The following is a 25,070-nucleotide window of genomic DNA, read 5'->3' on the forward strand; positions in this document are numbered from 1 at the left end:
ATTTTGTCATTTAATAAACAACTAAGTCAGCCCTAGTAATGGTAAATAATACCAACGTTTATTACCTTAACATAAGGTTTACACCATGTTTGATTCAGCCATCAATGCAGCACCTTTCAAGCGCTCAGTATGCGTTACACTATCAGCTTTATTCTCGTTAACCTTTATGCAGCCAGCTTTAGCTAAGAGTGAGACTATCCAAGTGGCTAACTCAACTAGCATGGCTGAATATTGCCGCAATGATAGTCAGACTCAGGTACGCTCTTATAGATATCAAAGCGAACAACAACGCCTGTTAAATTGTATGGTCACGCAGTTAAAACCCTATCAACAAAAAGATAAGACAGCAGCTCAACAGTATTTCGCTTACAAAGCGCAAGCGTGGTTGAACTATGCTATTCATCAAGACAGTATGAATAGCCGCTCATCCGCAGGTCAAGTTGCGTTAGAAATGGCAGAGCCTATATTGCAAGCGCTAGATAATGACACGGTACAAGACTTGGGCTTGCATCAAGATATTCCGTCTACCTCTGCCTTAATGCGTCCTGATCTATGGGCAACTTTAAGCGCACTTAAAGATGGTGATGGCATAGCGTCAGCACCACGTGAGATGGCATTCAGTGAAGTGGCTTTGATTTGGGCAGCAACCAATCAATGCGCGCGAGGTTGGCGCGAATCTGGTATGCATTTTCGCATGGCAGACCGTTGGCTCGAACAAGCTCGCGAAGCTTACGTCAATGCAAATGACTCACAGACCAATGTAGCGCTAGAGAAGTCAATAGTCAGTTATCATAAGCAGTACTCGCCTCTAGATGCAAGCGAGGATACTTGCCATGGACAAGATTTGACATCTAACCGTTAAAAAACAGCTGTTTTATTAAAAATATTAATCTCTATTACTTCAAATCTTATGCTAAAAATTAGACGCGAAAAAGCCGACAAATATGTCGGCTTTTTTATGTTTAAAGTAAACTCAATTATCGGTTTTTACGTGGCAGCTTTTCTGGTAGGTAACAACGTAAATAAGCAATAAATGCTGTATTTGCTTCTTGGATATACTCTTCAGTAATACTCTGATGACGGCGATAAGACAACGTAAAGATAGCATTTACGATGCTATAAGCAATCAACAAGGTATCTTGGATATCATGGAAGTTTGGCATCTCATAACGCTCTGACAAACGCTTATAGACCAGATCAACGATTTGATGATCCATATCTTCACCAAAACTGTCACCTTCAAAATCGGGTGTATTGGTGTCATAGATAAGCTTGGCTTTTGTCTCATCGTTATGGAATATCGTAATACAATGATCGATAAGCGCCGTTAAATACCCTTGCCATCTGTCATAGTTACCAATATCGACCGTCTCTACCATCTCTAATATTTCAATCGCATTCAAAAAACGCAATGCTAAAAATATTGCTTCAATATTAGGGAAAAAATGGTAAGCAGACGCTCTTGGTATGCCCGCTTCTTCACACACAGCTGCTAACGTAATATCGTTAATAGCATGCGTTTCGCTCAATTTTTTGGCACCAGCCAATAGTTTTTGACGACGTGCACGGCCTTGCTGGCTAGTAAACTTAAACTTATTAGGTACAAGCTTTTTTGCCAATTCCGAATCTACCAATACATCTTCAATCTTTTCGTCTTTATTATCACTCATTGTGAATCTCTTAATGTTGCGCCCTATTTTATAAATATAATCTTCATTGAATAGTAATTATCCTCAAATAAAGGACGGTTGACTGTCAGCTAAAATATAAAGCCTGTATGGTCACTACTCTATTCAATGCAGAGGCATCATAAACGCTTGTATAGCATCAAGCAAGGGACATGAATAGGTTAAAAACAATAATACGCTCAGCAATTTAATAGAGCTAACCGTCTAATTTTATAAAGTTAATCTTTGAGTTTTATTTTCGCCCTTATAATACCATGATCGGTCACTCTATCGTCATAGTCCCATTTCAAATGATCATTAAAATAATCGACTCGTTCGACATAACCGAGCGAAAACTTACTATCAGGCAAAAACTCTTCTGAGACAAATAACTGGTCGATAACTTCTGGCATACCTTGATATATATGGGTATAGGCAACATCTTTCATCCAGCCATATCGTGCCTGAATCCGAGCAGCATCAAAAAGTGCAACATCACGCATACTTTTATCGTAATTAACCTCCCCAGTTTCTGTCATCAACTGAGTAGTCACGCTACCTGTGACATCATTCATATCGCCCAATAGAATCAATGGTTCACGGGTATGTTGCAATCGCTCTATGATAGACATACGGATAGAGGCCGCTTCTGCCGCGCGCATACATAAACTACGAAGCTTGGCGCGAACTCGAATATTTGGATCGTCCATGTCTTCTAATAGGTCACCATTTTCGTCGCGTAAGAAAAAAGCACGTTTGCTTTTTAGATGCGCTGTAATAATTGTAATGGGCTGCCCGTAGGCGTCAACACGTAACACTAATGGAGGACGATTGAAGCGTTGATAAGGACCGATATCAGGTACATCAATAATGGCTTTTGGTGCTATATTTTCTAGCAAACTGGTTTCTAACTGCTCAAATCTGCTGATAATACCGACAGCAGGTGTATTCTGTGCACCCATGCCTTTGGTGTATATACTCGTGCTATCATTACTTGCAAGTGGAATGACCGCATGCTCGGGCTTGAAACCTAGTGAAATAGCCAGTGCCTCTAATGCATTACTATCCCAAACCTCTTGTACTGCGATAATGTCAGCATGCGCTTTAGCCAATAAATCTGTAAGACCTCGCAGCTTATGTTCGTAGGTTTTATCATTATAAGCTGGCGCATTTTCATAATAAGTTCGATTAGGGTTCGCAAAGTTCAGCAAGTTTGCCGTTGCGATATAGAACTGTTTATTGCCTTCAGTGTTATTACTCATATATTCCCCATCGTTCTCATTATTATAGTACATAATATTCACGTATGTGTATACGCTGCAAATTTTATGCCTAAAAAAACTCCCAAAGTTAAGCCTTGGAAGTTTTAAAATAGCATAAATGTTGATAAGTAGATTTACTAATAGAACTAGACATACAATTAATCTATTTTAGGTAATGGTATAGCAACCTCTAATGTTAGCTAATTACTAAATGCATTGGTCGCCAAGATGTTTGCCTAACCATTCTATTAGTTACCTAAAATTTCTTATGATACGCGGTTCCATGCATCACGTGATGCTTGACGCGCTTCGTTCCATTCCATACGAGACTCACCTTTTACTTCGTGCCATGAACGCTCTAAATCTGCTTCATGATCTTCAAAACGAGCATCTACTGGATAACGAGCACGGTTCGCATAACCGACTGCATATGCTGGATGTAAGTCACGGTCGAAATCGTATTCTTCTCTATGATAATCTGCATTTGCATACTCTGCACGCCAGTACGCTTCTTCGTGAGTTGGGTCAATGGCTTCAGCTGCTGCATGACCTGCACCGCCACCAACGATAGCACCAATAGCACCACCAATTAGCGTACCTAGCGGACCTGCCATTGTACCGATAGCTGCACCTGCTGCTGCACCGCCTACACCGCCAATACCTGTACCTACTGGATGCGAGCCTGGCTCACCGGTAATGATGTCTGCGTTTAAATCTTCTTTTGTCTCTTTTGACATATGTTTTACTTCACTGCGATCGATAGCATCATGGTTACTCATAGTATTGTCCTTAAATTATTTATTATTTATTGAATTATTTATTTGCTAATTATTAGCGGTCTTACTAAATCCAATTGAAGTATAGAAATTTATAGGTAAGGACAGATAGGCCGATTATGTAAACTGTGTCCGTATTGCGATTATCTTGCGTTACAGCCTGTATCTTTATCACATTTGTGTACGGCAGCCTCATACTTTGAGTAATTATAAATGTACGATCACAATAAATTTACTAATTAAATCAATCTTATAACGGCATTAGAGACCTTTTGATAGCCTGTTGCCATTTAGCAAGATGTCGCTCACGAGTATCAGCCGACATACTTGGTTCAAACACCCGCTCTACTTGCCATGAGGCTTTCATGGTCGATTCGTCATATAGCCCAGTCTTTAAACCTGCGAGGAGTGCTGCGCCCTTTGCCGTAATCTCTGTATCTCTAGGACGTAATACCGGAACACCCAACAAATCTGCTTGGAACTGCATGAGTAAATCATTATTTGCAGCACCACCATCCACTCTAAGCTCAGTCAAAGGATGAGGACTGTCCTTTTGCATAGCGATAAGCACATCATAGGTTTGATAAGCAACGGCCTCCAATGCAGCGCGTGCAATATGTGCCTTAGTAGTACCGCGGCTCATACCAGTGATGCTAGCGCTAATATCCGAACGCCAATAAGGTGCGCCTAGTCCAGTAAAAGCAGGTAATAGAACAACATCTTCGCTACTGTCCACTTGACGGGCTAAGTCTTCAACATCACTACTTTGTTGAATCATACCCAAATTATCACGCAGCCATTGAACGATAGCCCCTGCCATAAAGACACTGCCCTCTAAGGCATAAGTGACTTCCTTTTTGGGCGGTTGTAGCATGCGTTTGCCTGACTGTACAATTTGATCAAATGACAAATTGTCTGGACGAATTGGTGACGTTTTACGTTGCCACGCGATGGTGGTTAGCAGCTTATGCTCACTCAGTTTTGGCTGTTGGCCAATATTCATTAGCATAAAGCAGCCTGTACCATAAGTGTTTTTGGCCATGCCTGCATCAAGACAACCTTGTCCAAAGAGCGCTGCTTGCTGATCACCCAATACCGCTTGAATGGGTATTTGCTTTGCAAACAGGCCTTTTTTGGTTTTGCCAAAATCGCCGTCGGACGGTAGTACTTTAGGCAATATATGCATAGGTATAGCAAAACGGTCACAAAGTGTCTCTGACCATGCCAGCTTATGGATATCAAATAGCAATGTACGAGAAGCATTGGTCACATCAATGACATGTTCACCGCCTGTGAGCTTATAAATCAGCCAACTATCAATCGTGCCGACCGCTATCTCACCTCTGCTGGCTCGTACACTCAGCTTCGGGTTGTTTTCGAGTAACCAAGCAATCTTACTGGCACTAAAATACGGATCTAAACGCAGACCTGTAATACGCTGTACTTCATGTGCCATATTGACACTATCAATGCTCTGATGCACAGGGTCATTCATGCTATTGGTAGCGCTTTCAGCAGCAAGCGTCTTACAGTAATTTGCGGTACGCCTGTCTTGCCAAATGATGGCAGGAGCCAGTGGCTTGCCAGTTTGCTTATCCCACATCACAATCGACTCACGCTGATTGGTAATCGCGATACTGGTAACGTCAGTGGCAAGCAACCCTGCCCGATTAATAACATCATGTGCACAGCTAATCTGAGTTTGCCAGATCTGCTGTGCATCTTGTTCAACGAATCCAGCTCTTGGTGTTTGCAGCGTCGTTGGCTGTTGTACCATTTTGATAGGACGCGCATGATCATCGTACAATATCGCTCGACTCGATGTGGTCCCTTGATCCAACGCTAAAATATACCCTGCCATGACACATCCTCTGCTAATATTGTTTATTCTGTTTGATAGCCATTTAGTGACTATTCATTGACTGATTGACTGATTGACTGATGCTTATTGAGCATTTTCTATTTGTTAATTACTGCCTAAATTTTTCATAATGAGATTAAAAACAAAATCTAACTAAAAATAAATTGCTTGAATTGAAAACGTCTTGTTGGCTATGTTGTTACTTATAAACAGATATTTAAAAATTAAATCAATCCTCTATCATACCGCTACTGGTCGCACAATAGAAAACGGCAAAATACTGAGCATTGACCCGTCACCATTGTGGCTCTACAGTGTACCTCTTATGACGAATGACCGCTTTTTAGCACTTTTAATATAGACGTATTTTTATATTAGAATATGAATGATTTATTTAAGCATCATTCTTTCGCTAGCTAGCAAATAGTCTATAATAGTTCAGCAACTTTATATCCTGAGCAATGAAACCTATCGGTGCTGTTCCTTATTTTATAATACCTTACATTCTAATTAATGGCTTATGTGACTTATGAAATTCATTTTATCAGCGCTACCGACTGCTATGATGACAGCTGCAGTCATGAGCGTGCCTGTCATGACTTACGCGAGCACTGACACTGACAGTATAGAAGTGTCAGATGATGTTACACCAGTGGCTGTGACACAAATCATAGATGCTGATAGTCCAACTGATAATGATAAACCAGCTGTAGCGCCTTTTCATACAGTACCAAACCCTAATAAGGCTAAATCGCAGGCACTGTCTATGCTTGTGGACCCTATTACACATAAAACAGTCGATAACAGCTACGCACTAGACGTCTCAAGCTTTTTGAGCTTAGAGCAAGCGCAAAAGCTGCTGGTACAAGTATCACCTAAAATTGCTGCCAATCAAGCAGCGATTGCTGCCAGCGAATACCAAACTGACGCACTCAGAACCATCGACAATCCGCTCGTATTTGCTCGAGTATCTGCCAGTGCCTATCATTTAGATGAGGATATAGATTTATCTTCTCTCAGAAGCGGTATCGTGAACGAAGTAAACAATGGCGTAGATAACATAGTCCCTCCTACGGCAGACCTACCAGACTTTGGTGAGCTGGTCGGTGAGCGTATTCCCGACTCCTATAAGCTCAAGCGCTCAGGCTCTACGTCGGGTGCAGGTCTTGGAGTCGTTTGGCCTATTTATACTGCTGGGCGCACAGACGCACTGACTGGCGCCTCGGATGCACGTACGCAAGAAGCGATGGCTGATAGCGTACTGGATAAAAATGAGCTTTATAATACGTTGATTGAGCGTTATTTTAAGGCACAGTTAGCGATTATCGCTGCTTACTTACGAGAAGACGCTTACGATACATTGCAGCAAACCGACCATATGGCCGAGCGTCTGTTTGAAGAAGGTTTTATCTCACGTGTCGATAGACTAGAAGCACAGTCTGCGCTTGCGGATGCCAAGAGTGAATCCGTCAATGCCAATAATGATGCGCGCCTAGCTATGATTGCGCTACAGCGTCTACTACGTACCGACTACCGTATCAAACCAACCACGCCTTTGTTTGTCTCTAGTCGCCCTCTACCAGATGTGAGCTACTTTCAGGACTTGGCACTAAATAACCATCCTGGACTGCAAAAAGTTGCAGCCAAGCGGGCACAGGCTCAGCAGTTACATGCGCTATCAGATACAGGCTACAAGCCTACGGTATTACTATACGGTTATGGTCAGGTAGAGAAAGATCCAAGCTGGGTCGCTGGTATATCTGCCAGTTGGAAACTATGGGGCGGACTCGATAAAGCCGCATCACTAGCATCTAGTAATGCCAAAATTCGTCAGGCCGACCTCTCTGAGATTGAAGTCAGTGACAATTTATTGCTACTGGTAGAAAAAAACTGGCACGATGTCAATAATGCTCAATCACGCTATCAGGCATTGCAAAGCAATGTTGATTTGGCAGCAGAAGTATTACGACTACGACGCTTAGGATTACAAGAAGGTGTAAATACCACGGTTGACGTGGTGCAAGCGCAGACGCAATCGCTTAAGGCACGTACCGAGCAAGCACAAGCTGCTAATGACTATGTACAGTCACTGGCTGCCCTTATGCAAAGCTGCGGTACACCACTTGCTTTTAATGCTTATCTGAATGCCGCTGACATTCAATTGCCTACTTTATATACTGAAAAATGATATAACGTGAGCAGCCATAAGTCATGATGATAAAGGCTTTGTATTACTCTGAAATCGACATCGAAAATACTATTACCAACCCTATTACGAACAGCTGCTTTTATGAAAAAATTGACCTCTACATCGATAAAAAACTGGCTACAGACGTTACTAGAAACGTGGCGTATTGCCAATAATTCTAACGTTTGGGCGCATTGCGCAAGCGTAGGTTTCTTTGGATTCTTATCAATTTTTCCAGTGATGGCTGTGTTTGTACTGCTTTATGGTCTTGCGTTTTCTCCTGCCGAGATGCAAGAGCAAATCTCGCTTTTGAGTCAATTTATACCTGATACAGTATATGAAGTGCTTAACTCCCGTCTGAGCGAGTTGGTTTCTACGACTACGTCTGCTCTGACTTTCAGCCTGCTTATATCGTCCTTGCTCGCACTTTATGCGGGCTCTAAAGGTATCAAGTCTTTAATTATTCTTATCAACCTTGCGTTTCATATCACTCAGGAGCGTAGTTTTGTACAAAGCACGATCCGCGCAGTTGGCTTAACCTTTGCAGCAGTAATCGTATTGATTATCGCAGTCTCCTCTATCGCGATTATCCCTTTGGGAGCCGCCTACTTCCCTTTCCCTCAGATAGCTAAGACGATTGCGCTTTGGAGCAGGTGGCCAATATTGACAAGTATCATATTCTTAAGCTTTTTGGGCCTTTATCGTCTAGCCCCAAATCGTGATGCCGTCGCCCTCAAAAAATTAATGCCAGGCGCTGCGCTGGCAACGGTTTTATGGATTATATTGTCCATCTTGTTTTCAATTTATGTGCAAAATTTTAATAACTATAGTGCTGAGTTTGGCGCGCTTTCAGCTGCTGTGGTCATTATGCTGTGGCTATATTATTCAGCATTTATCGTTGCTCTTGGTGCTATTTTTAATTCTGAAACTATAGACAACGCCAAACCTTATGCGTTTCGAGTGTACTAGTAATAAACCCTTTATTTTCAACTTTGTTGCTTTAGGAATCTCATTGTCATGACAGAATTACCACGCGAATCAGACGACTCAAATAAATCAGCTGATGCAAGCGAGTCAGTGACCTCTCAAGATACACACAATTCAGTCGATCCTGTAGAAGACGTGTCTGATATTGAACCAGAGCAACCGACACCTGCTTATAATCGTGACGCCTCTAAAACTGACAAATCTGCGCGTATAAAAAAAGCATTACTTGCACTACTCATACTGATTGTCCTTGGTACGATTGCGTACGGCTTATACAAAAGTAACGCGCATAGCGAGCCAGAAGTTATTACGCTACAAGGGCAAATGCAGATGCAGCAAACGCCGATCGCTGCAAAAGTGCCAGGGCGTATTGCCCAGATTATGGTAACAGAGGGTGATACGGTAACAACAGGTCAGCAACTGGTTGAGATGGATTCGCCTGAGATTAATGCCAAGATTAATCAAGCACGTGCTGGTAAGCAAATCGCGCAAAGCCAATTAGACAAAGCAGAAAATGGGGCGCGCCCGCAAGAAATCGCCCAAGCAAAAGCTGCTTGGCAAGCCAATAAAGCCGCGTCTGACTTGGCAGAAAATACCTATCAGCGTGTCAATCGCCTTTACGAAGAAGGTTTGATGGCGCGACAAAAGCGCGATGAGGCGTATGCTCAATATCTTGCTACTCAAGACCAAACCGAAGCAGCCCGCTTGCAGTATGATCTGGCGTTAGAAGGCGCACGTACTGAAGATAAGTCAGCGGCCACTGCACAAGTCGCACAGGTCGATGCAAAGCTCGATGAAGCGCTAGTAGCAAAAGAGGAAGCGAACCTAAGAAGTCCTATCGCTGGTATCGTTGATAATGTCATTGTGAGTGCTGGAGAAGTCATCGGGCAAGGGGTTCCGCTCCTGACGTTGGTAGATACCAATGACCAATGGGTAGTACTTAACGTCACTGAGTCTTATTTAAATCAATTTGCTATTGGTCAGACATTTACCGGTACTATCCCAGCGCTGTCATCAGCGGATAAGCCTTATAAAAAACAGTTTACCGTCTATGCGACATCGACCTTATCAGACTTTGCCACTTGGCGTCCGACCAATAACGATGATGGTTTTGATGTGCGTACTTTTGAGGTAAAGGCACGACCATCTAAGCCTGATGCTCGTATCCGCTCAGGTATGAGTGTGGTCGTACGTATCAACCCTACTCCTGTCAATCAGAACCAAGAGTAAGCCATGCACTTGACTAAGTTAAGTGAGGCTTTTTTACGCAGTGCAGCCTACGAGCGCCGTTTTTTGACAAAAAACCATTGGGACTTTAGCATGGTGGTATGGATACCACTGGCAACGGTGCTGCTAATATGGTGGATATTTTCACAGACTCAAATTACCGATTTGCCTATCGGAGTCATCGATCAAGACAATAGCGCTGTTGCCAATACTGCCGTCCGTTACTTAGAGGCCAGTCCTACTTTGACGGTCAGACAGCTGTATTACTCCCAAGCGGATGCAGAGGCTGCGATTTTACAGCGCGATATTTACGCTGTTGTCATTATCCCAGAAGACTTTTCTCGTAATATCTTATCGAGCCAGCCTGCTCCATTGACTTTACAAGTCAATGCACAGTACGGTACGCACTCTGGTATTATTCAGGCAGGTGTCCAAGCGGTCGCTAGTACATTATCTGCAGGTGTAGAGATCAAACGTTTGGTCAAACAAGGCGTAGCGCCATCACAAGCGATGACGGCTTATGCGCCTATCAGTGTGCAGCGTATTAGCTTATTCAATGCTGCGACCAATTATCAGCAGTTTTTGGCATCGACTGTCATACCTGCCTTATTACATATATTGGCGATGGTCATTGGCGCAACTACGATTGGCCGCGAGTTACGTGATAAGAATATCGGTCGCTGGTACCGTTTTATTGATACAGGCAAACCTAGTCTAACTTTATCTAAAACTTCAAAAACGTCATCTTCGCTATCAACCAAACAAGATAGCAGCAATAACAAAGCATCATCTTCAAGCGCAAAAGTGCCCAATTCGTTCAGCCTATCAGTTTTGGTATTTGGTCTATTGGGTAAATACTTTTGGCCAATATTAGCATATAGCTTGTGGTCGGCGTTGATATTGTGGCTGGCAACGTCCAATCAGAATATAAATATTACGTCGCTCGTTGCAGTCTATGCTGGGTTTTTGTGCCTAATGGTATTGTCGTTTTGGCTAGGTGCTATATTTACTTTGAATTCTTTTTCATTACGTATGGGTCTATCGACTACTGGATTTATTTCAGCACCTTCTTACGCCTTTGCCGGTGTTACTTTTCCATATATTGCGATTAGTGATAGCGCGCAATATTGGTCAAATGCCCTACCGCTAACGCATTATCTCAAACTCCATATTGCACAGTTACAAATGCAAGCACCGATCGCCATCTCTCTACCTATCGTCTATGGCCTTATGCTTGCGGCCATAATAGCGCTAATACTTGCGGCACTATTAACCAAACGCGCATTGGCGCATCCTGAACGTTGGGGAGCACGCTAATGTCTGCACAATCAAATAATACACACTCAAAAACTAATTCAACGGTCATTCCGGCTTCACAAAGTTTTTGGACCAGCTTTATTCAAACTTTCAAAGACGTCTTTGGTGATAAAGGCGTACTTTTGATGTTGATTATTGCCCCTATTATCTATGGGTTTTTCTATCCCTGGCCTTACTCGTCTGAGGTGGTCAATCATGTGCCAGTAGGTATCATTGATCATGACAACAGCAACTTATCGCGTACTCTCGTACGCTATACGAGTGCTAGTCCATATTTAGACACTGAACGATTTATCAATGAGCAGGCTGCCAAAGAAGCCATATGGTCAGATCAAATTGCAGGCTATATGGTGATTCCAGCTGGTCTTGAAGAACAAGTTCAGTCCGGAGAGCAAGCGCACGTCAGCGTACTGGGTAATGGCGGTTATTTTATTTTAAATAAAAACGTCCAATTGGGTTTCTCTCAAGCAGTAGGTACGGTATCGGCTGGTATCAAGGTAAAGAAAAGCATTGCGAAAGGCGCTTATGCATCTACCGCAGCGCAGAATACTCAAGCTGTACCGCTACGGATTATGCCACTGTATAACCAAACCGAGGGCTATGGTGCTTATGTCGTACCTGCTGTCTCTGTTATTATTTTACAGCAGACACTTTTAATGGCGACTGCGATGCTGATTGGCACATGGTATGAGCAGCGCCGTCACAGTACGAGTGTACGTGGCTGGTTAGGACGTATTGGGGCTTTGAGCTCACTCAGCTTTATCGTTGGCTGCTTTTATTATGGTTGGGCGTTTGAGCTACATCATTATCCACGCGGACAGAACACGCTTGGTACGCTGCTGTTTTTGGCACTATTTTGTCCGACAGTCGCAACGCTCGGCTGCGTACTTGGATTATGGTTCCGGCAGCGTGAGCGCAGCATGCAGATATTAATTTTTATCTCCTTACCGATATTCTTCTTAAGCGGCTACCCTTGGCCAGCAGACCAATTGCCTCAAGTATTACAAGTAATACGTTGGCTGGTACCGACCACGCCTGCAATCAATACCTCTGTGCAGCTTAACCAAATGGGTGCCAGTGTCTCTCAGGTCGCTATAGGGTTTTATGCGTTGGCTGGCTTATGGTTGCTCTATTTTGTTTTATTGCTATTCTTACGCAAGCGTATTCCACAGCGAAAAGCATACTTGTAAATCCTCAAATTAATTAGACCTATAAGCATAAAAAAAGCGCCTGCTAATAATAGTAGGCGCTTTTTTATTTATACGATATAAATAGGCAATGGTTTAAAACACTCGGTTCAAACCATTCAATGCTGCCACACGATACGCTTCTGCCATCGTTGGATAGTTGAAAGTCGTATTTACAAAGTACTCAAGTGTATTGTTGCTCTTGCACTTCATCACTGCTTGACCGATATGGATAATCTCTGAAGCGTGGTTACCATAACAATGGATACCTAGAATTTCTAACGTATCACGATGGAACAATATCTTTAATACGCCCGAACGTTCACCAATGATTTGAGCACGTGCCAGATGTTTAAAGAACGCCTGACCCACTTCATACGGAACTTTTTCATCCGTGAGCTCTTGTTCTGTCTTACCGATACAAGAGATTTCAGGAATCGTATAGATACCCGTCGGTACGCTAGATACTGGCTCGGCATCACTATCACCAACCATAAAGGCAGCGGCACAGCGACCTTGGTCATAGGCAGCAGAGGCTAGTGATGGCCAACCGATCACGTCACCAGCAGCATAGATATTGTCGACGTCCGTACAGTAAGTGTCATCTACTTTTAGCTGACCACGGCCATTTGCTTTTAGCCCAATGGCGTCTAAGTTCAAGCCTTCAGTGTTACCTGAGCGACCATTTGACCAAAGAATGGCATCAGATTTGATGCGCTTGCCGCTCTTTAAGTGTAAGACCACATAATCATCATGAGTTTCTAGATGATCAATCTCTTCATTACTACGGATAAGCACACCGAACTGTCTAAAGTCATGCGCGATAGCATCACTGATTTCGCTGTCTAAGTAGTTAAGCAACTGATCTTGGTTATTGATTAGATCAACTTTGTAGCCAAGACCAGTAAAGATAGACGCGTACTCACAACCAATCACCCCTGCACCATAAATGATGATTTTTTTGACCACATAATCCATTTGCAAGATTTTGTCAGAGTCGAAAACGCGTGGATGGTTAAAGTCTAAAATCTCAGGACGGTAAGGACGACTACCGACAGTAATGATAGCTTTATTAAAAGTGATGGTTTCGTACACATTTTCATCGACTTCAATACGTAGCGTATGTGCGTCAATAAAACTTGCCCAGCCTTGAATGACTTCGATACGATTGCGCTCATAAAAACGTGTATGCGTACTGACTTGACGACGAATAACTTGACGCGCTTTGGCGAGTACTTCATTTAGCGGTACTTGCTTATATTCCATCGCCTTGGTAAACATTGGATCGCGGCGGAAGTTAATCAAGTTAAATACAGATTGGCGCAATGCTTTACTTGGAATCGTACCAACGTGAGTAGAGTTACCCCCTACTTGATCACGCGGATCGACGACCACGACTCTTTTACCAGACTTAGTCAGCTTCATAGCAGCGGCTTCACCAGCAGGTCCCGCCCCTAACACAACTGCATCATACTCATACTCATGATCGTCACTTTTTAGACGGCGAGAGTCTTTGGTAAAGCCAGATTTAATATCGATTCGTGTGTCATCGAGCGGATTCACTAGATCAGGATAGTGCATGACATCATCAGTCACTTGCTCGTGGGTCTGCTCTATCTTTTCTTGTTTGTTCTTACCTTCGGTATGTTCAGGGCTTGGCACGTGTCCGCTAGATTTATTTGATACTTCGGTATGAATATCTTTACTAGTATCGTTGGTCTCGTCGCTTGCACTTTTACTTACCATGATGTCCTCTTTATATTTATTTATCGAGTAAATGTTTGAGATATAAATGAATCAATATGTAGATGAGTTTGTATCATGTAGATGACTGAGTATCGCCCTACTAAGGCATGCCCACCATACGTTGTGACAGTATGTTTTGCAATGTCCAATGACCAGTAGCGCTCTGTTGTCCTTCATCAATCTGCGGGCGGGCGCTAATGATGTACTCTGTACCAAGGGCTGGTTTGAAATCGTCGATCCAGTCATAAGGAATCTGAAACACGCTACCGTCTTTAGACTTAGCAAGTAGGCATTGCATTGGCAATTCTGAAGCACAAGCAACACGGTTTGGCATGACGGTCAGTGTTTGCGCTTCTCCCAATACGATACTTGGAATATAGCGCGGCTCAGGTACTGGATCCTTTGCAAATGGAGATGTTTGACAAGCACTCAGTAAAGTCGCTGCACTGATTAAACCTGCCATCAACAACGATGGCTTTATAGATTGATAGGCTGAAATCATAATATTCTCTATATGATAATTATCTAGGATGAAATGATGTATGGTAATTAGTGTTTTTTGCGCATTTATTAAAGCTACTCGAGCACTTATTTATACTGATTGAACAGATACTGTGTAAGCTAACATTCACTACCCAATACGGCGTTTGAGACCTGTCATCTGCAAGATACGCGTGGCAATCTCTTCAACAGACATTTCTGATACATCTAAGCTCGGGATACCATGCGTGATATAAATACCCTGAATCGCGCGCTGCTCTTGCTGACATTGCTGATAGCTTGAATAACGGCTGCCTGCACGGCGCTCTTGACGGATTTTTACCAAGCGATCAGTATCGATGAGCAAACCAAACAGCTTATCTTTATGCTCACGTAATGCTTTCGGCAACTGATTGTCGTACAAATCATCTTCGGTCAAAGGATAGTTAGCCGCTCGAATACCGAATTGTAACGCTAAGTATAAAGAAGTCGGCGTCTTACCAGAGCGCGACACACCCACCAAAATAATATCGGCTGCATTATAGTGACGAGTACGCGCGCCATCGTCATTGTCTAAGGCAAAATGCACTGCGTCGATCCGCTCTTTATAGGTTTCAGAATCGACATCATCATGTGCATGCCCTGAATGACCATCTGGCTCCACACCAGTCTCTTCTGCAACACGACCAATCAGACCTTCATACATATCTAAGTTACAGCTGTGTGCTGAGTTGATCTTTTCACGAATTTCAGGATTGACAATCGTATCGAAAACCAATGGCAACGACCCATCGCGCTGATACGCCATATTTATTTGTTCAACTGCATCTTCCGCACGCTCTAAGCTATCGACGTATGGCAATACTCTTGTCTCAAAAGGAACCGAGGCAAACTGACTCAAAATAGCGCGTCCAAGTGTCTCAGCCGTAATCGCTGTGCCATCTGAGATAAAAAACGCCGTTCTAATGGCTTGTGAGCTGTCCAAGTTTAGCGCATGGCGATTTTGGATAGTGGACTTAACTTGTTCAGATGGATTGCTTGAGTACATATCGTTGACACCTCGGTTGAAAACTCAATAGTGACCTTCATTTAGTTTTTGGTATAGATCTTAGTAATAATTCAGACTTGGTAAACACTTATCTATTATTAACTATTAATAGCATTACTTCGACTATTATTAATAGCGTGACTTTTACTTAGATTTTTATAGTTGCCTTTATAACTCGTATAACTAGGCTTTATAACTGCCTACTTCAAACGAGCCTTTTTTTAGCAGCTATACCGCACATTTATCATGCAATGTGCATCAACTATCTATGCGCTACATTATACGCATATTAGCCTCTTAATAGAAATCAATGTTACAGGCGTACACTTAGTTCATCTTATCGTCATAGCCAACCCACTTCTTATTAAGACGTTTTTAATGGCACCTTCTATATAGGAACATAAGATTGAAACATAAATGATGGAAATACTCTAAATATGGCTTATTTGAATGCATCTATTTTATGCAGTAATTGGCTTTTGAAAGCGCATAACATCGTCACTAACAATGATATTTTTCATCCGAGTAAATACGAAACCTGATCGGACTGGCCCTAATTTATGTAGCAAACCCCACAATTTGTATATTTTTAACAAGTTTTTTGGTGAAAACCCTCGAAATTGTCCTAATATGGCGGTATAATTCACCGTTATAATCTTTACTAAATAACCTTATTTTCTGGAGTTATCATGGCAGCGCAATCTACAGCACTTGTAATCAATCTTGATCAGCTAGGAAAAGACGACATCGAAATGGTTGGTGGTAAGAACGCTTCGCTTGGCGAAATGATCAGCCATCTTTCTGATTTAGGCGTTAGTGTTCCAGGCGGCTTTGCCACCACTTCAAATGCATTCAACCGCTTTTTGACTGAAACGGGCTTGCTTGACAAAATCAACAGCGAGCTAAAAACACTAGATGTAAACGATGTTAATAAGCTTGCCGCTACTGGTAAAAAGATTCGTACTTGGATTATTGAACAAGAACTGCCAAAAGATCTTGAGCAAGAAGTACGTCAATCATTTGAAACCATGAGTGGCGGCGAAGACATCGCTGTTGCTGTACGTTCTTCTGCCACTGCTGAAGATTTGCCAGATGCATCATTTGCCGGTCAACAAGAAACCTTCTTGAACATTCGCGGTATTGATAACGTCCTAATTGCTATTAAAGAAGTATTTGCCTCTCTATATAACGACCGTGCAATCTCTTACCGTGTACATAAAGGTTTTGAGCATGAAGGCGTTGCACTATCTGCTGCTGTACAGCGTATGGTACGTTCAGAGACTGGTGCTGCTGGTGTTATGTTTACGCTAGATACCGAAAGTGGCTTTGATCAAGTGGTATTCATCACCTCAAGCTATGGCTTAGGTGAAATGGTTGTACAGGGTGCGGTTAACCCAGATGAGTTCTATATCTCTAAGAAATTGCTAGCCAATGGTAAGCCGTCAGTTATTCGTCGTAACCTAGGTAGCAAGCATAAGAAAATGGTTTATGGTGATGAAGGTAGCACGGCTAAATCAGTTAAAACCGTTGATGTTGAAAAACAAGATCGCATGCAGTTCTCTTTATCTACTGAAGAGCTAACCTCACTTGCCAAGCAAGCGGTAACGATTGAACAGCATTATGGCCAAGCGATGGATATCGAGTGGGCAAAAGATGGCGATACTAACGAAATCTTTATCGTTCAAGCACGTCCTGAGACTGTTAAGAGCCGTCAAGACAGCAACGTAATGGAGCGTTATGTCATCGACACGACTGGCGCAAAAGTATTGTGTGAAGGTCGTTCAATCGGTCAGCGTATCGGTTCAGGTAAAGTGCGTATCGTTAGCAACCTAAACGAGATGGACAAAGTAGAAGAAGGCGACGTACTCGTATCAGACATGACTGATCCGGATTGGGAGCCAGTTATGAAGCGCGCTTCTGCTATCATCACCAACCGTGGTGGCCGTACTTGTCACGCTGCTATTATCGCGCGTGAGCTAGGTGTGCCAGCTATCGTTGGTTGTGGTAACGCAACTGAGCTATTGGTTGATGGTCAAGACGTAACTGCTTCTTGTGCTGAAGGTGATACTGGTTTCATCTACGAAAGCCAGATTGATTTTGAAGTACAGACTAACTCTGTTGAATCTATGCCAGAGCTTGCATTCAAAGTGATGATGAACGTTGGTAACCCAGATCGCGCATTCTCATTTACCCAAATGCCAAACGAAGGTATCGGTCTTGCACGTCTAGAGTTCATCATCAACCGTATGATTGGTGTGCATCCAAAAGCTTTGCTAAACATGAACAGCTTGCCACGTGAAATTGCGCAAGCAATCCAAGAGCGTATCGCAGGCTATGCGTCACCTGTTGACTTCTATGTTGACAAATTGGTCGAAGGTATCTCAACCCTAGCTGTTGCCTTTATGGATCAGCCAGTGATCGTTCGTATGTCAGATTTCAAATCAAACGAATACGCTAACCTGCTTGGTGGTAAGTTATACGAGCCATCAGAAGAGAACCCAATGCTTGGTTTCCGCGGTGCTAGCCGTTATGTGTCTGATAACTTCCGTGACTGTTTTGAGCTTGAGTGTAAAGCACTAAAACGTGTACGTGATGACATGGGCTTGACCAACGTTGAGATCATGATTCCATTCGTACGTACTGTCGGCGAAGCCAAAGAAGTCATCGAACTACTTGAGAAAAATGGTCTAAAACGTGGCGAAAATGGTCTACGCGTCATCATGATGTGTGAGCTACCAACCAACGCCCTATTGGCAGAAGAGTTCCTAGAGTACTTTGATGGTTTCTCAATCGGTTCTAACGATTTGACTCAGTTAACGCTTGGTCTTGACCGTGACTCAGGTATCGTCTCACATCTATTTGATGAGCGTGATCCTGCTGTTAAGAAACTATTGTCTATGGCTATCGAAGCTTGCCGCAAAGCTGGTAAGTATGTCGGCATCTGTGGTCAAGGTCCATCAGACCATCCAGATCTAGCGTTCTGGTTGATGGAGCAAGGTATTAGCTCAGTGTCATTGAACCCAGACTCAGTACTAGATACTTGGTTCTTCTTAGCTGGTGAAGAAGCGAAGTAAACCGCTGCGTTTAATTACGGCGGTCATTCACACAGTCATTAAAGATACCACTATTAGGGTCTATTTGATTTTTTCAAATAGACCCTAATATAATGTCCTAAGACATGACTAACTATGCAGGCAATTATGCAGATTTTCCTTGCTCGAAATAACGTACAAGCTGGCCCATATCAGTTGGAGCAGCTGAATATCATGCTGGCATCTGGTGAAGTATTGCTTGATGATCTGATGTGGCATGAAGGCTTAGCCCAGTGGCAGCGCGTAGGTGATCTTACCAATAACCAAACGGTTTATCGCCCGACCAGTGCTAACACGCCTGAAGTAAACGACTCTATCATCAATAACGTGACCGTCTTCCCTGAAGATACCAATAAAGCGAAAGATGCTAAGTCAGTATCGTTAGATAGACTATATGGCAAACCTGAACGTCCTAAAAACGTAAAAGCCGACATGACAACCAATCGTCATCAAACGCCGCACAACAATGTCTCATTAAACAAGTCTACTCTCAAAAAGGCTGTTGCAGACAACGATAAAGTCGTCGGCAACGTGGTACTTGCACCAATCATGTCACGCATTTTGGCGACTGCATTGAATGGCCTACTTTATATATTGGCCATACTGCCGCTAGTAATGGCATTGACTAAGATGGATGTGGACTATACCAAGTTCCAAAACATTCAAGATATGGACGCCGCCTATCAATATTCAATGACGCTAATGGAAAGTCTTCCTAGTAGCACATTGATGATGTCACAGGTGATGGTCTTTGGGCTATTTGCCTTGCAATTGGTATTTATTACCATGCGTGGTCAATCGCTAGGCAAGCTGATCACTGGTATTCGTGTTGTGGATCAAACCACGCATCGCCTACCTTCATTTATTAAGCTTATCGGTACACGTACGTTATTGTTGTTTATTATCTATAACTTACTGTTTTCGTTTACCAGCTTTTTAGGCTTTGTGATTATCGCTATCCATTACTACATGGCATCTAAAAGCCCTGAAAATATTGGTTGGCATGACAAACTTGCCAAAACCTTAGTCGTCAAAGCAGACAGTAGCCAATTGGCAAAGAAGTCAAAATCTGAATAACAGTATTTAGTTTGGCTATTGGTTTTATAGCTCGTTACACTTAAAAAAGCTGCGTACTATCGCGGCTTTTTTATTTAGCAAAGCTTATTTAGTCTCTTTTTATATTTTATTGACAGTAGCTTGGTGATTAACCTTTGTGTTAGTTGCCGAGTACTGTTATAATACGGCGCTTTATAAACTAAGCTTATTCTTGATTGTTTTTTATAAAATATGACTAGAATTGGGCTTACCTTATAAATCTCCTTGCTATTAACATAGGGTTAATAGCTACTAATCCGTAAGGAGTCATAATGCGACATTACGAACTGGTGTTACTTGTACACCCAGACCAAAGCGACCAAGTGGTCGGCATGGTTGAGCGCTACATCAAGTTAGTTCAAGACAACAACGGTGTTATCCATCGTCTAGAAGATTGGGGCCGTCGTCAACTGGCTTATCCAATCAACAAGATTCACAAAGCTCATTACGTTCTTTTCAACATTGAAACTGACGGTGAAACTTTAGCTGAACTTGAAGAATTATTCCGTTATAACGACGCGATCATTCGTAGTCTAGTTATGCGCCGTGACGAAGCTGTCACTGAAGAGTCGCAGTTAGCCAAGAATGCCGATGAAAAACGCGCACGCAAAGCAACTACTCGTCGTCCAGACAATCGTGAAAACGATAATGACGACAACGACAACAGTGAAGACTAATTAAAGGAGAATACTCATGGCACGTTTCTATCGCCGTCGCAAATTCTGCCGTTTCACTGCTGAAGGCATCACTCACATCGACTATAAAGATGTTGAATTGCTAAAACAGTACATTAGTGATAATGGTAAAATCGTACCAAGCCGTATTACTGGTACATCTACTAAATATCAGCGTCAATTAGCGACTGCTATCAAGCAAGCTCGTTACTTATCGCTACTTCCATACACTGATAACCATCAAGGTTAACCGCTAACTAGGAATGACTCATGCAAATTATTTTGTTACAGCGTATCGTCAACCTTGGTAAACTCGGTGAAACTGTCGATGTAAAACCAGGTTACGGACGTAACTTTCTTATCCCTCAGGGCAAAGCGCTACCTGCTACTAAAGCTAACATTGAAAAGTTCGAAGCACGTCGTGCTGAACTTGAAGCTGAAGAAGCAAAAGAGATCGCTGTTGCTCAAGAGCGTGCTGACGCATTGACTGACGTTAATGTTATCATGCGTGCTAAATCAGGTGACGAAGGCAAGCTATTCGGCTCTATCGGTACTCGCGATATCGCTGAAGCATTGACTAACTCAGGTCTAGAAGTAGACCGCGCTGAAATCAAGCTACCTGAAGGCACTTTACGTCAAGTTGGCGAATACAATGTTGATATTCAGCTACACCATGACGTTACTGCTAGCATCTTAGTTACTATTCTTTCTGAAGATGGTAACAACGAAGATTCAGCTGACGAAGAAGCTGCTGAAGAAGACTATTCTGAAGAGTAATCTTCTATATAGTTAGACTCAGTCTGCAAAAAGCCAGCAACTTAGGTTGCTGGCTTTTTTACGTGTGTCATTTTTGGCATTAGAGTCTATGTATTTAGACTATTTATATTGCTAACTTGCACTCTTTTATCTCGAGGAATTAGGATTTTATATATTCCTAAACAGCTTAGGATTCTCAAAAAATCTATTGCTATGATAGCGGTGTTATCTATGCAATGTTGTAGTAACTAAATGCAACAACTACCTTAAAAACGCTATACCAAACAACAAGATACTGCCTATATAATCATCTTTATTACTACTAGCAGAGTTGATAATCTACTGCTATCTAATGTACTAATAGGGCGCAAGAACATGAAAGAAAATAATAACATCCATACCAATGACAAGCTTATCTGTACCCAAGGTAATGCATACTACTCCGAAGGTGAGGTGTATACAGTTGGCAGAATAGTCAATGACAAATACTTTCAGCTGCTGACCAGTGGCAACGATGATCATTGGTATGCCACGTTGGATGATCAAGGCATTTACGTCAGCTTTGATACTGCAACTGCTACCAATAACAAAGCTTTCTTTGATAAGATTGCCTAACTGTAAATAACGGCACTTCTTAGAATACCTATCCTAAAAATAATTATTACTCAGGTAGGTAAATATTTTTTAGACAAGAACTGGTCATTATAAATGGCCAGTTTTTTTGGTTTGAAGTATTAGCAATTGCTAGTTATACAAGTATTTCCACACACGTCTTCGACGTTTTATTACTAACTTCTCTCATTCCAAAATTAAGTATCTCTCAATTTTTTGTCAACAGCGCCAACTATTTAACGAATCTATTTCCTAGCGGCGTCTATTTGCTATAAAATATGCCCCTTTAAAATTTCGTATCGTTAGTGATGCAGATAGTTGGTTCGATATCGTTTAAATGTAGACATGGTAAAAGCCTGTGAAAGCACTATGCAGAGTAGCCTTAGCAAGCTATATACCGTATTTAATCTCGATATAATTGACTATATTTGCATTGGTAATCAATTAAGATATAAACCATATTGAGACAGTGATGATTGTATTTTGGCTTGTGCTGACCATTCTTTTTATTATTTTCGCTACCGCAAAACTAAAGTGGCATCCCTTTTTAGTATTGATTCTCTCTGCTTTTTTGGTCGCGCTATTTTATCAAGTACCACTTAACACTGTCGCCAAAACGATTTCTGATGGTTTCGGTGGTATTTTAGGCTATATCGGTCTTGTGATTGTATTTGGTACGATTATTGGCTTAATCCTTGAAAAAACGGGTGCTGCTATTGTAATGGCAGAGTCCGTCATTAAAGTATTGGGACCACGCTTCCCTACTTTGACTATGTCTATCGTCGGTGCAGTCGTTTCTATACCTGTATTTTGTGACTCTGGCTATATTATCTTGAACTCTCTAAAAGAGTCTTTAGCTGAGCGCCTACATGTATCAAGTGTCGCGATGAGTATTGCCTTGGCTACTGGTCTATATGCCACCCACACATTTGTACCACCGACGCCAGGCCCAATCGCAGCGGCAGGTAACTTAGGTCTAGAGTCAAACTTAGGTTTGGTCATTATGGTCGGTGTGGTCGTGACAGCAGTTGCGGTACTGGCTGGTTGGTGGTGGTCTAATCGCTTCCTTAACGCTACTCCTGACAATATCAATGCGGTAGATGCTCCTACAGCCGCAATGCCTGAAGGAATGAAAACTCGTGACGATTACAGTCACTTGCCTTCAGCGACAATGGCGTTTTTACCGATTATCGTTCCTATCATATTAATCTGCTTATCGTCGGTGGCTAATTTCCCAAGCGCACCATTTGGCAGTAGCATGGTAGCGGAGATTTTGATATTCATTGGTAACCCATTGACTGCGTTACTTATCGGTTTGTTCTTATCGTTCTTCTTAATTAAATCAAGCCAAAAAACGCAAGAAATCAGCGATAGTATCTCGCAAGGCTTGGTAGTGGCAGCCCCTATCCTATTGATCACTGGTGCTGGTGGCGCGTTTGGTGCCATGCTAAAAGTAACACCGATCGGTGATTATTTAGGTTCGACGCTATCGGCCTTGGGTTTAGGTATCTTCATGCCATTTATCGTCTCTGCTGCGCTAAAAACAGCACAAGGCTCAACCACAGTCGCATTGGTTACGACTTCTGCTATGGTTGCCCCACTATTGAGCCAGATTGGCCTAGACAGCGAACTTGGACGCGTGTTCTGCGTGATGGCAATCGGTGCCGGTGCCATGACCATCTCGCATGCCAATGACAGCTTCTTTTGGATCGTGAGCCAGTTTAGTCGCATGAGCGTGGCACAAGCGTACAAGGCTCATTCAATGGCCACTGGTATCCAAGGTGTGACTAGCATCGTATTTATCTGGTTGTTGACCCTAGTATTTATCTAGTTCATGAGATTGGGTACTTGTACATACGTTTATTTGATTATTACTAAATAAATGTTTTAAAACATGACACTATCGCAATGATCGTGTCATTAAGATATTCAAAGAGAGCCGTATGAAAATTTTGATCGCCCCTGACTCGTTTAAAGAAAGCCTAGAAGCACTCGATGTTTGCCACGCCATTCAATCTGGTTTTAGCCAAGTGTTTCCAGATGCTGACTATAAGCTGTTGCCAATGGCGGATGGCGGTGAAGGCACCTCAGCGGTATTGTCTTATGTATTGGGCGGGCGCTGGAAAGAAGTCAGAGTACATGACCCATTGATGAGACCGATTACGGCAAAGTATCTGTTATTGCCTGACGCGACCGCTGTTATCGAAGTGGCTCAAGCGTGCGGATTGCATCTACTAACAGCCGATGAGCGTAATCCTGTTATTGCGAGTAGTTATGGTGTTGGGGAGCTGATCGAAGATGCGTTAGAAGAAGGTGCTAAGCGTATCGTTATCGGTCTAGGTGGTAGCGCAACCAATGATGCAGGCCTTGGCATGCTAATGGCGCTAGGCATAACATTTCATGACATCAATGATAGCCTACTCACTCATGGTGGTGGCGCACTTGCCAGCTTACATAAGCTCGATAATACTAGCCTGCATGCAAAGATATCAGACACGGTATTTGAAGTTGCTTGTGATGTGACCAATCCATTATGCGGTCTACTAGGTGCAAGCGCAGTATTTGGCCCACAAAAAGGCGCTTGTCCAGAGCAAGTCAATACCTTGGACAAGGCACTCAGTCACTTTGCGACCATATGTGGACAGCATGGCTATGAAGACTGTCAATACGTTGAAGGCGCTGGCGCTGCTGGCGGTCTTGGTTATGCGATGATGACATTCTTTCAAGCTCAGCTAAAGTCAGGCTTTGATACGGTTGCCGAAGTGGCTCATCTGTCACAGCATATTGCAGAAGCTGATCTCGTCATCACTGGCGAAGGTAAACTAGATGCGCAAACCGCCATGGGTAAAGTGGCAGGCGGTATCAGCCAAATCGCTAAGGCTAGCCGTACACCTATTATCGCTATCTGCGGCAGCGTCGATGGACTCAAACCTGCTCAGACCAGTCAGTTCGATGTGGTTATGCCAAGTATCCAAAAAGTAGATACGATCGATAACGTGTTAGGCTCTGCTTATAACAATATTGAGACTACTGCTGCTAATATCGCTGCAAGTATCAAACTTGGGCAGACTTTAAAATAGATGCAATCTTTCATA

Annotated in this window: 21 protein-coding genes; 14 read left to right on the forward strand and 7 right to left on the reverse strand. The window is 42.7% G+C overall.

Annotated elements, in window-relative coordinates; translation table 11 throughout:
- The first annotated feature begins 85 nt into the window (after positions 1-85).
- On the forward strand, positions 86-862 hold the full coding sequence (locus JMX91_RS01755) for a hypothetical protein (RefSeq protein WP_201547408.1): 777 nt from the start codon (positions 86-88) through the stop codon (positions 860-862).
- Positions 863-977: 115 nt separating this feature from the next.
- Here JMX91_RS01755 and JMX91_RS01760 read toward each other — a convergent pair whose 3' ends face one another.
- The 4 genes from JMX91_RS01760 to glpK form a co-directional block, all read right to left on the reverse strand.
- Entirely contained in the window at positions 978-1,670 is a 693-nt protein-coding gene (locus JMX91_RS01760) for a TetR/AcrR family transcriptional regulator (protein WP_101205430.1), read from the reverse strand.
- A gap of 236 nt (positions 1,671-1,906) precedes the next feature.
- Entirely contained in the window at positions 1,907-2,929 is a 1,023-nt protein-coding gene (locus JMX91_RS01765; protein ID WP_201547409.1) for an endonuclease/exonuclease/phosphatase family protein, read from the reverse strand.
- A 266-nt stretch (positions 2,930-3,195) separates the two neighbouring features.
- The gene (locus JMX91_RS01770; protein WP_057759401.1) at positions 3,196-3,708 is read right to left on the reverse strand and encodes a hypothetical protein; all 513 of its coding nucleotides are present in this window, start codon (positions 3,706-3,708) and stop codon (positions 3,196-3,198) included.
- Positions 3,709-3,955: 247 nt separating this feature from the next.
- Positions 3,956-5,566, reverse strand: a complete 1,611-nt coding sequence (gene glpK, locus JMX91_RS01775) for a glycerol kinase GlpK (protein WP_201547410.1) — start codon at positions 5,564-5,566, stop codon at positions 3,956-3,958.
- A gap of 529 nt (positions 5,567-6,095) precedes the next feature.
- Between glpK and JMX91_RS01780 the strand changes: the two genes are divergently transcribed.
- From JMX91_RS01780 to JMX91_RS01800, 5 genes are all read left to right on the forward strand, one after another.
- Complete coding sequence (locus JMX91_RS01780; protein ID WP_201547411.1) at positions 6,096-7,754, forward strand: TolC family protein; 1,659 nt, start codon at positions 6,096-6,098, stop codon at positions 7,752-7,754.
- 102 nt (positions 7,755-7,856) lie between these two features.
- Complete coding sequence (locus JMX91_RS01785; RefSeq protein WP_201547412.1) at positions 7,857-8,723, forward strand: YihY/virulence factor BrkB family protein; 867 nt, start codon at positions 7,857-7,859, stop codon at positions 8,721-8,723.
- A 48-nt stretch (positions 8,724-8,771) separates the two neighbouring features.
- Complete coding sequence (locus JMX91_RS01790; RefSeq protein WP_201547413.1) at positions 8,772-9,971, forward strand: HlyD family secretion protein; 1,200 nt, start codon at positions 8,772-8,774, stop codon at positions 9,969-9,971.
- A gap of 3 nt (positions 9,972-9,974) precedes the next feature.
- A complete protein-coding gene (locus JMX91_RS01795) occupies positions 9,975-11,285 on the forward strand; it encodes an ABC transporter permease (protein ID WP_201547414.1) in 1,311 nt (436 codons plus the stop codon).
- The gene (locus JMX91_RS01800; RefSeq protein WP_201547415.1) at positions 11,285-12,475 is read left to right on the forward strand and encodes an ABC transporter permease; all 1,191 of its coding nucleotides are present in this window, start codon (positions 11,285-11,287) and stop codon (positions 12,473-12,475) included. The genes JMX91_RS01795 and JMX91_RS01800 overlap by 1 nt, the downstream gene beginning before the upstream one ends.
- Before the next feature lie 93 nt (positions 12,476-12,568).
- Here the strand turns inward: JMX91_RS01800 and sthA are convergent, their stop codons facing one another.
- From sthA to JMX91_RS01815, 3 genes are all read right to left on the reverse strand, one after another.
- Entirely contained in the window at positions 12,569-14,218 is a 1,650-nt protein-coding gene (sthA, locus tag JMX91_RS01805) for a Si-specific NAD(P)(+) transhydrogenase (RefSeq protein ID WP_227679199.1), read from the reverse strand.
- A 100-nt stretch (positions 14,219-14,318) separates the two neighbouring features.
- Positions 14,319-14,720, reverse strand: coding sequence for a DUF4377 domain-containing protein (locus JMX91_RS01810; protein WP_201547416.1), 402 nt, complete (start codon positions 14,718-14,720; stop codon positions 14,319-14,321).
- A gap of 129 nt (positions 14,721-14,849) precedes the next feature.
- Complete coding sequence (locus JMX91_RS01815) at positions 14,850-15,746, reverse strand: pyruvate, water dikinase regulatory protein (protein WP_101205440.1); 897 nt, start codon at positions 15,744-15,746, stop codon at positions 14,850-14,852.
- A gap of 689 nt (positions 15,747-16,435) precedes the next feature.
- On the opposite strand from JMX91_RS01815, the gene ppsA reads away from it, so the two are divergent.
- The 8 genes from ppsA to JMX91_RS01855 all read left to right on the forward strand — a co-directional run bounded on the left by ppsA (position 16,436) and on the right by JMX91_RS01855 (position 25,055).
- On the forward strand, positions 16,436-18,820 hold the full coding sequence (gene ppsA / locus JMX91_RS01820; RefSeq protein WP_201547417.1) for a phosphoenolpyruvate synthase: 2,385 nt from the start codon (positions 16,436-16,438) through the stop codon (positions 18,818-18,820).
- Between the two features lie 114 nt (positions 18,821-18,934).
- Positions 18,935-19,915: an RDD family protein gene (locus tag JMX91_RS01825; protein WP_201547418.1), complete on the forward strand. Its 981-nt coding sequence runs from the start codon at positions 18,935-18,937 to the stop codon at positions 19,913-19,915.
- 290 nt (positions 19,916-20,205) lie between these two features.
- Positions 20,206-20,610 (forward strand): 30S ribosomal protein S6, encoded by a 405-nt coding sequence (gene rpsF / locus JMX91_RS01830; RefSeq protein WP_101205443.1) that lies wholly within the window; start codon positions 20,206-20,208, stop codon positions 20,608-20,610.
- Between the two features lie 16 nt (positions 20,611-20,626).
- The gene (rpsR, locus tag JMX91_RS01835; RefSeq protein WP_010198808.1) at positions 20,627-20,857 is read left to right on the forward strand and encodes a 30S ribosomal protein S18; all 231 of its coding nucleotides are present in this window, start codon (positions 20,627-20,629) and stop codon (positions 20,855-20,857) included.
- Between the two features lie 20 nt (positions 20,858-20,877).
- The gene (gene rplI / locus JMX91_RS01840; RefSeq protein ID WP_057759378.1) at positions 20,878-21,384 is read left to right on the forward strand and encodes a 50S ribosomal protein L9; all 507 of its coding nucleotides are present in this window, start codon (positions 20,878-20,880) and stop codon (positions 21,382-21,384) included.
- 354 nt (positions 21,385-21,738) lie between these two features.
- Positions 21,739-21,978 carry a hypothetical protein gene (locus tag JMX91_RS01845; RefSeq protein WP_179798876.1) on the forward strand — a complete coding sequence of 80 codons (240 nt, stop codon included), beginning with the start codon at positions 21,739-21,741 and terminating at the stop codon, positions 21,976-21,978.
- A 469-nt stretch (positions 21,979-22,447) separates the two neighbouring features.
- Positions 22,448-23,806 (forward strand): GntP family permease, encoded by a 1,359-nt coding sequence (locus tag JMX91_RS01850; protein ID WP_201547419.1) that lies wholly within the window; start codon positions 22,448-22,450, stop codon positions 23,804-23,806.
- A gap of 112 nt (positions 23,807-23,918) precedes the next feature.
- Positions 23,919-25,055, forward strand: a complete 1,137-nt coding sequence (locus tag JMX91_RS01855; protein ID WP_201547420.1) for a glycerate kinase — start codon at positions 23,919-23,921, stop codon at positions 25,053-25,055.
- The last annotated feature ends 15 nt before the right edge of the window (positions 25,056-25,070 follow it).

Source organism: Psychrobacter sp. Pi2-1, assembly GCF_904846645.1.
Classification (GTDB): Bacteria; Pseudomonadota; Gammaproteobacteria; order Pseudomonadales; family Moraxellaceae; genus Psychrobacter.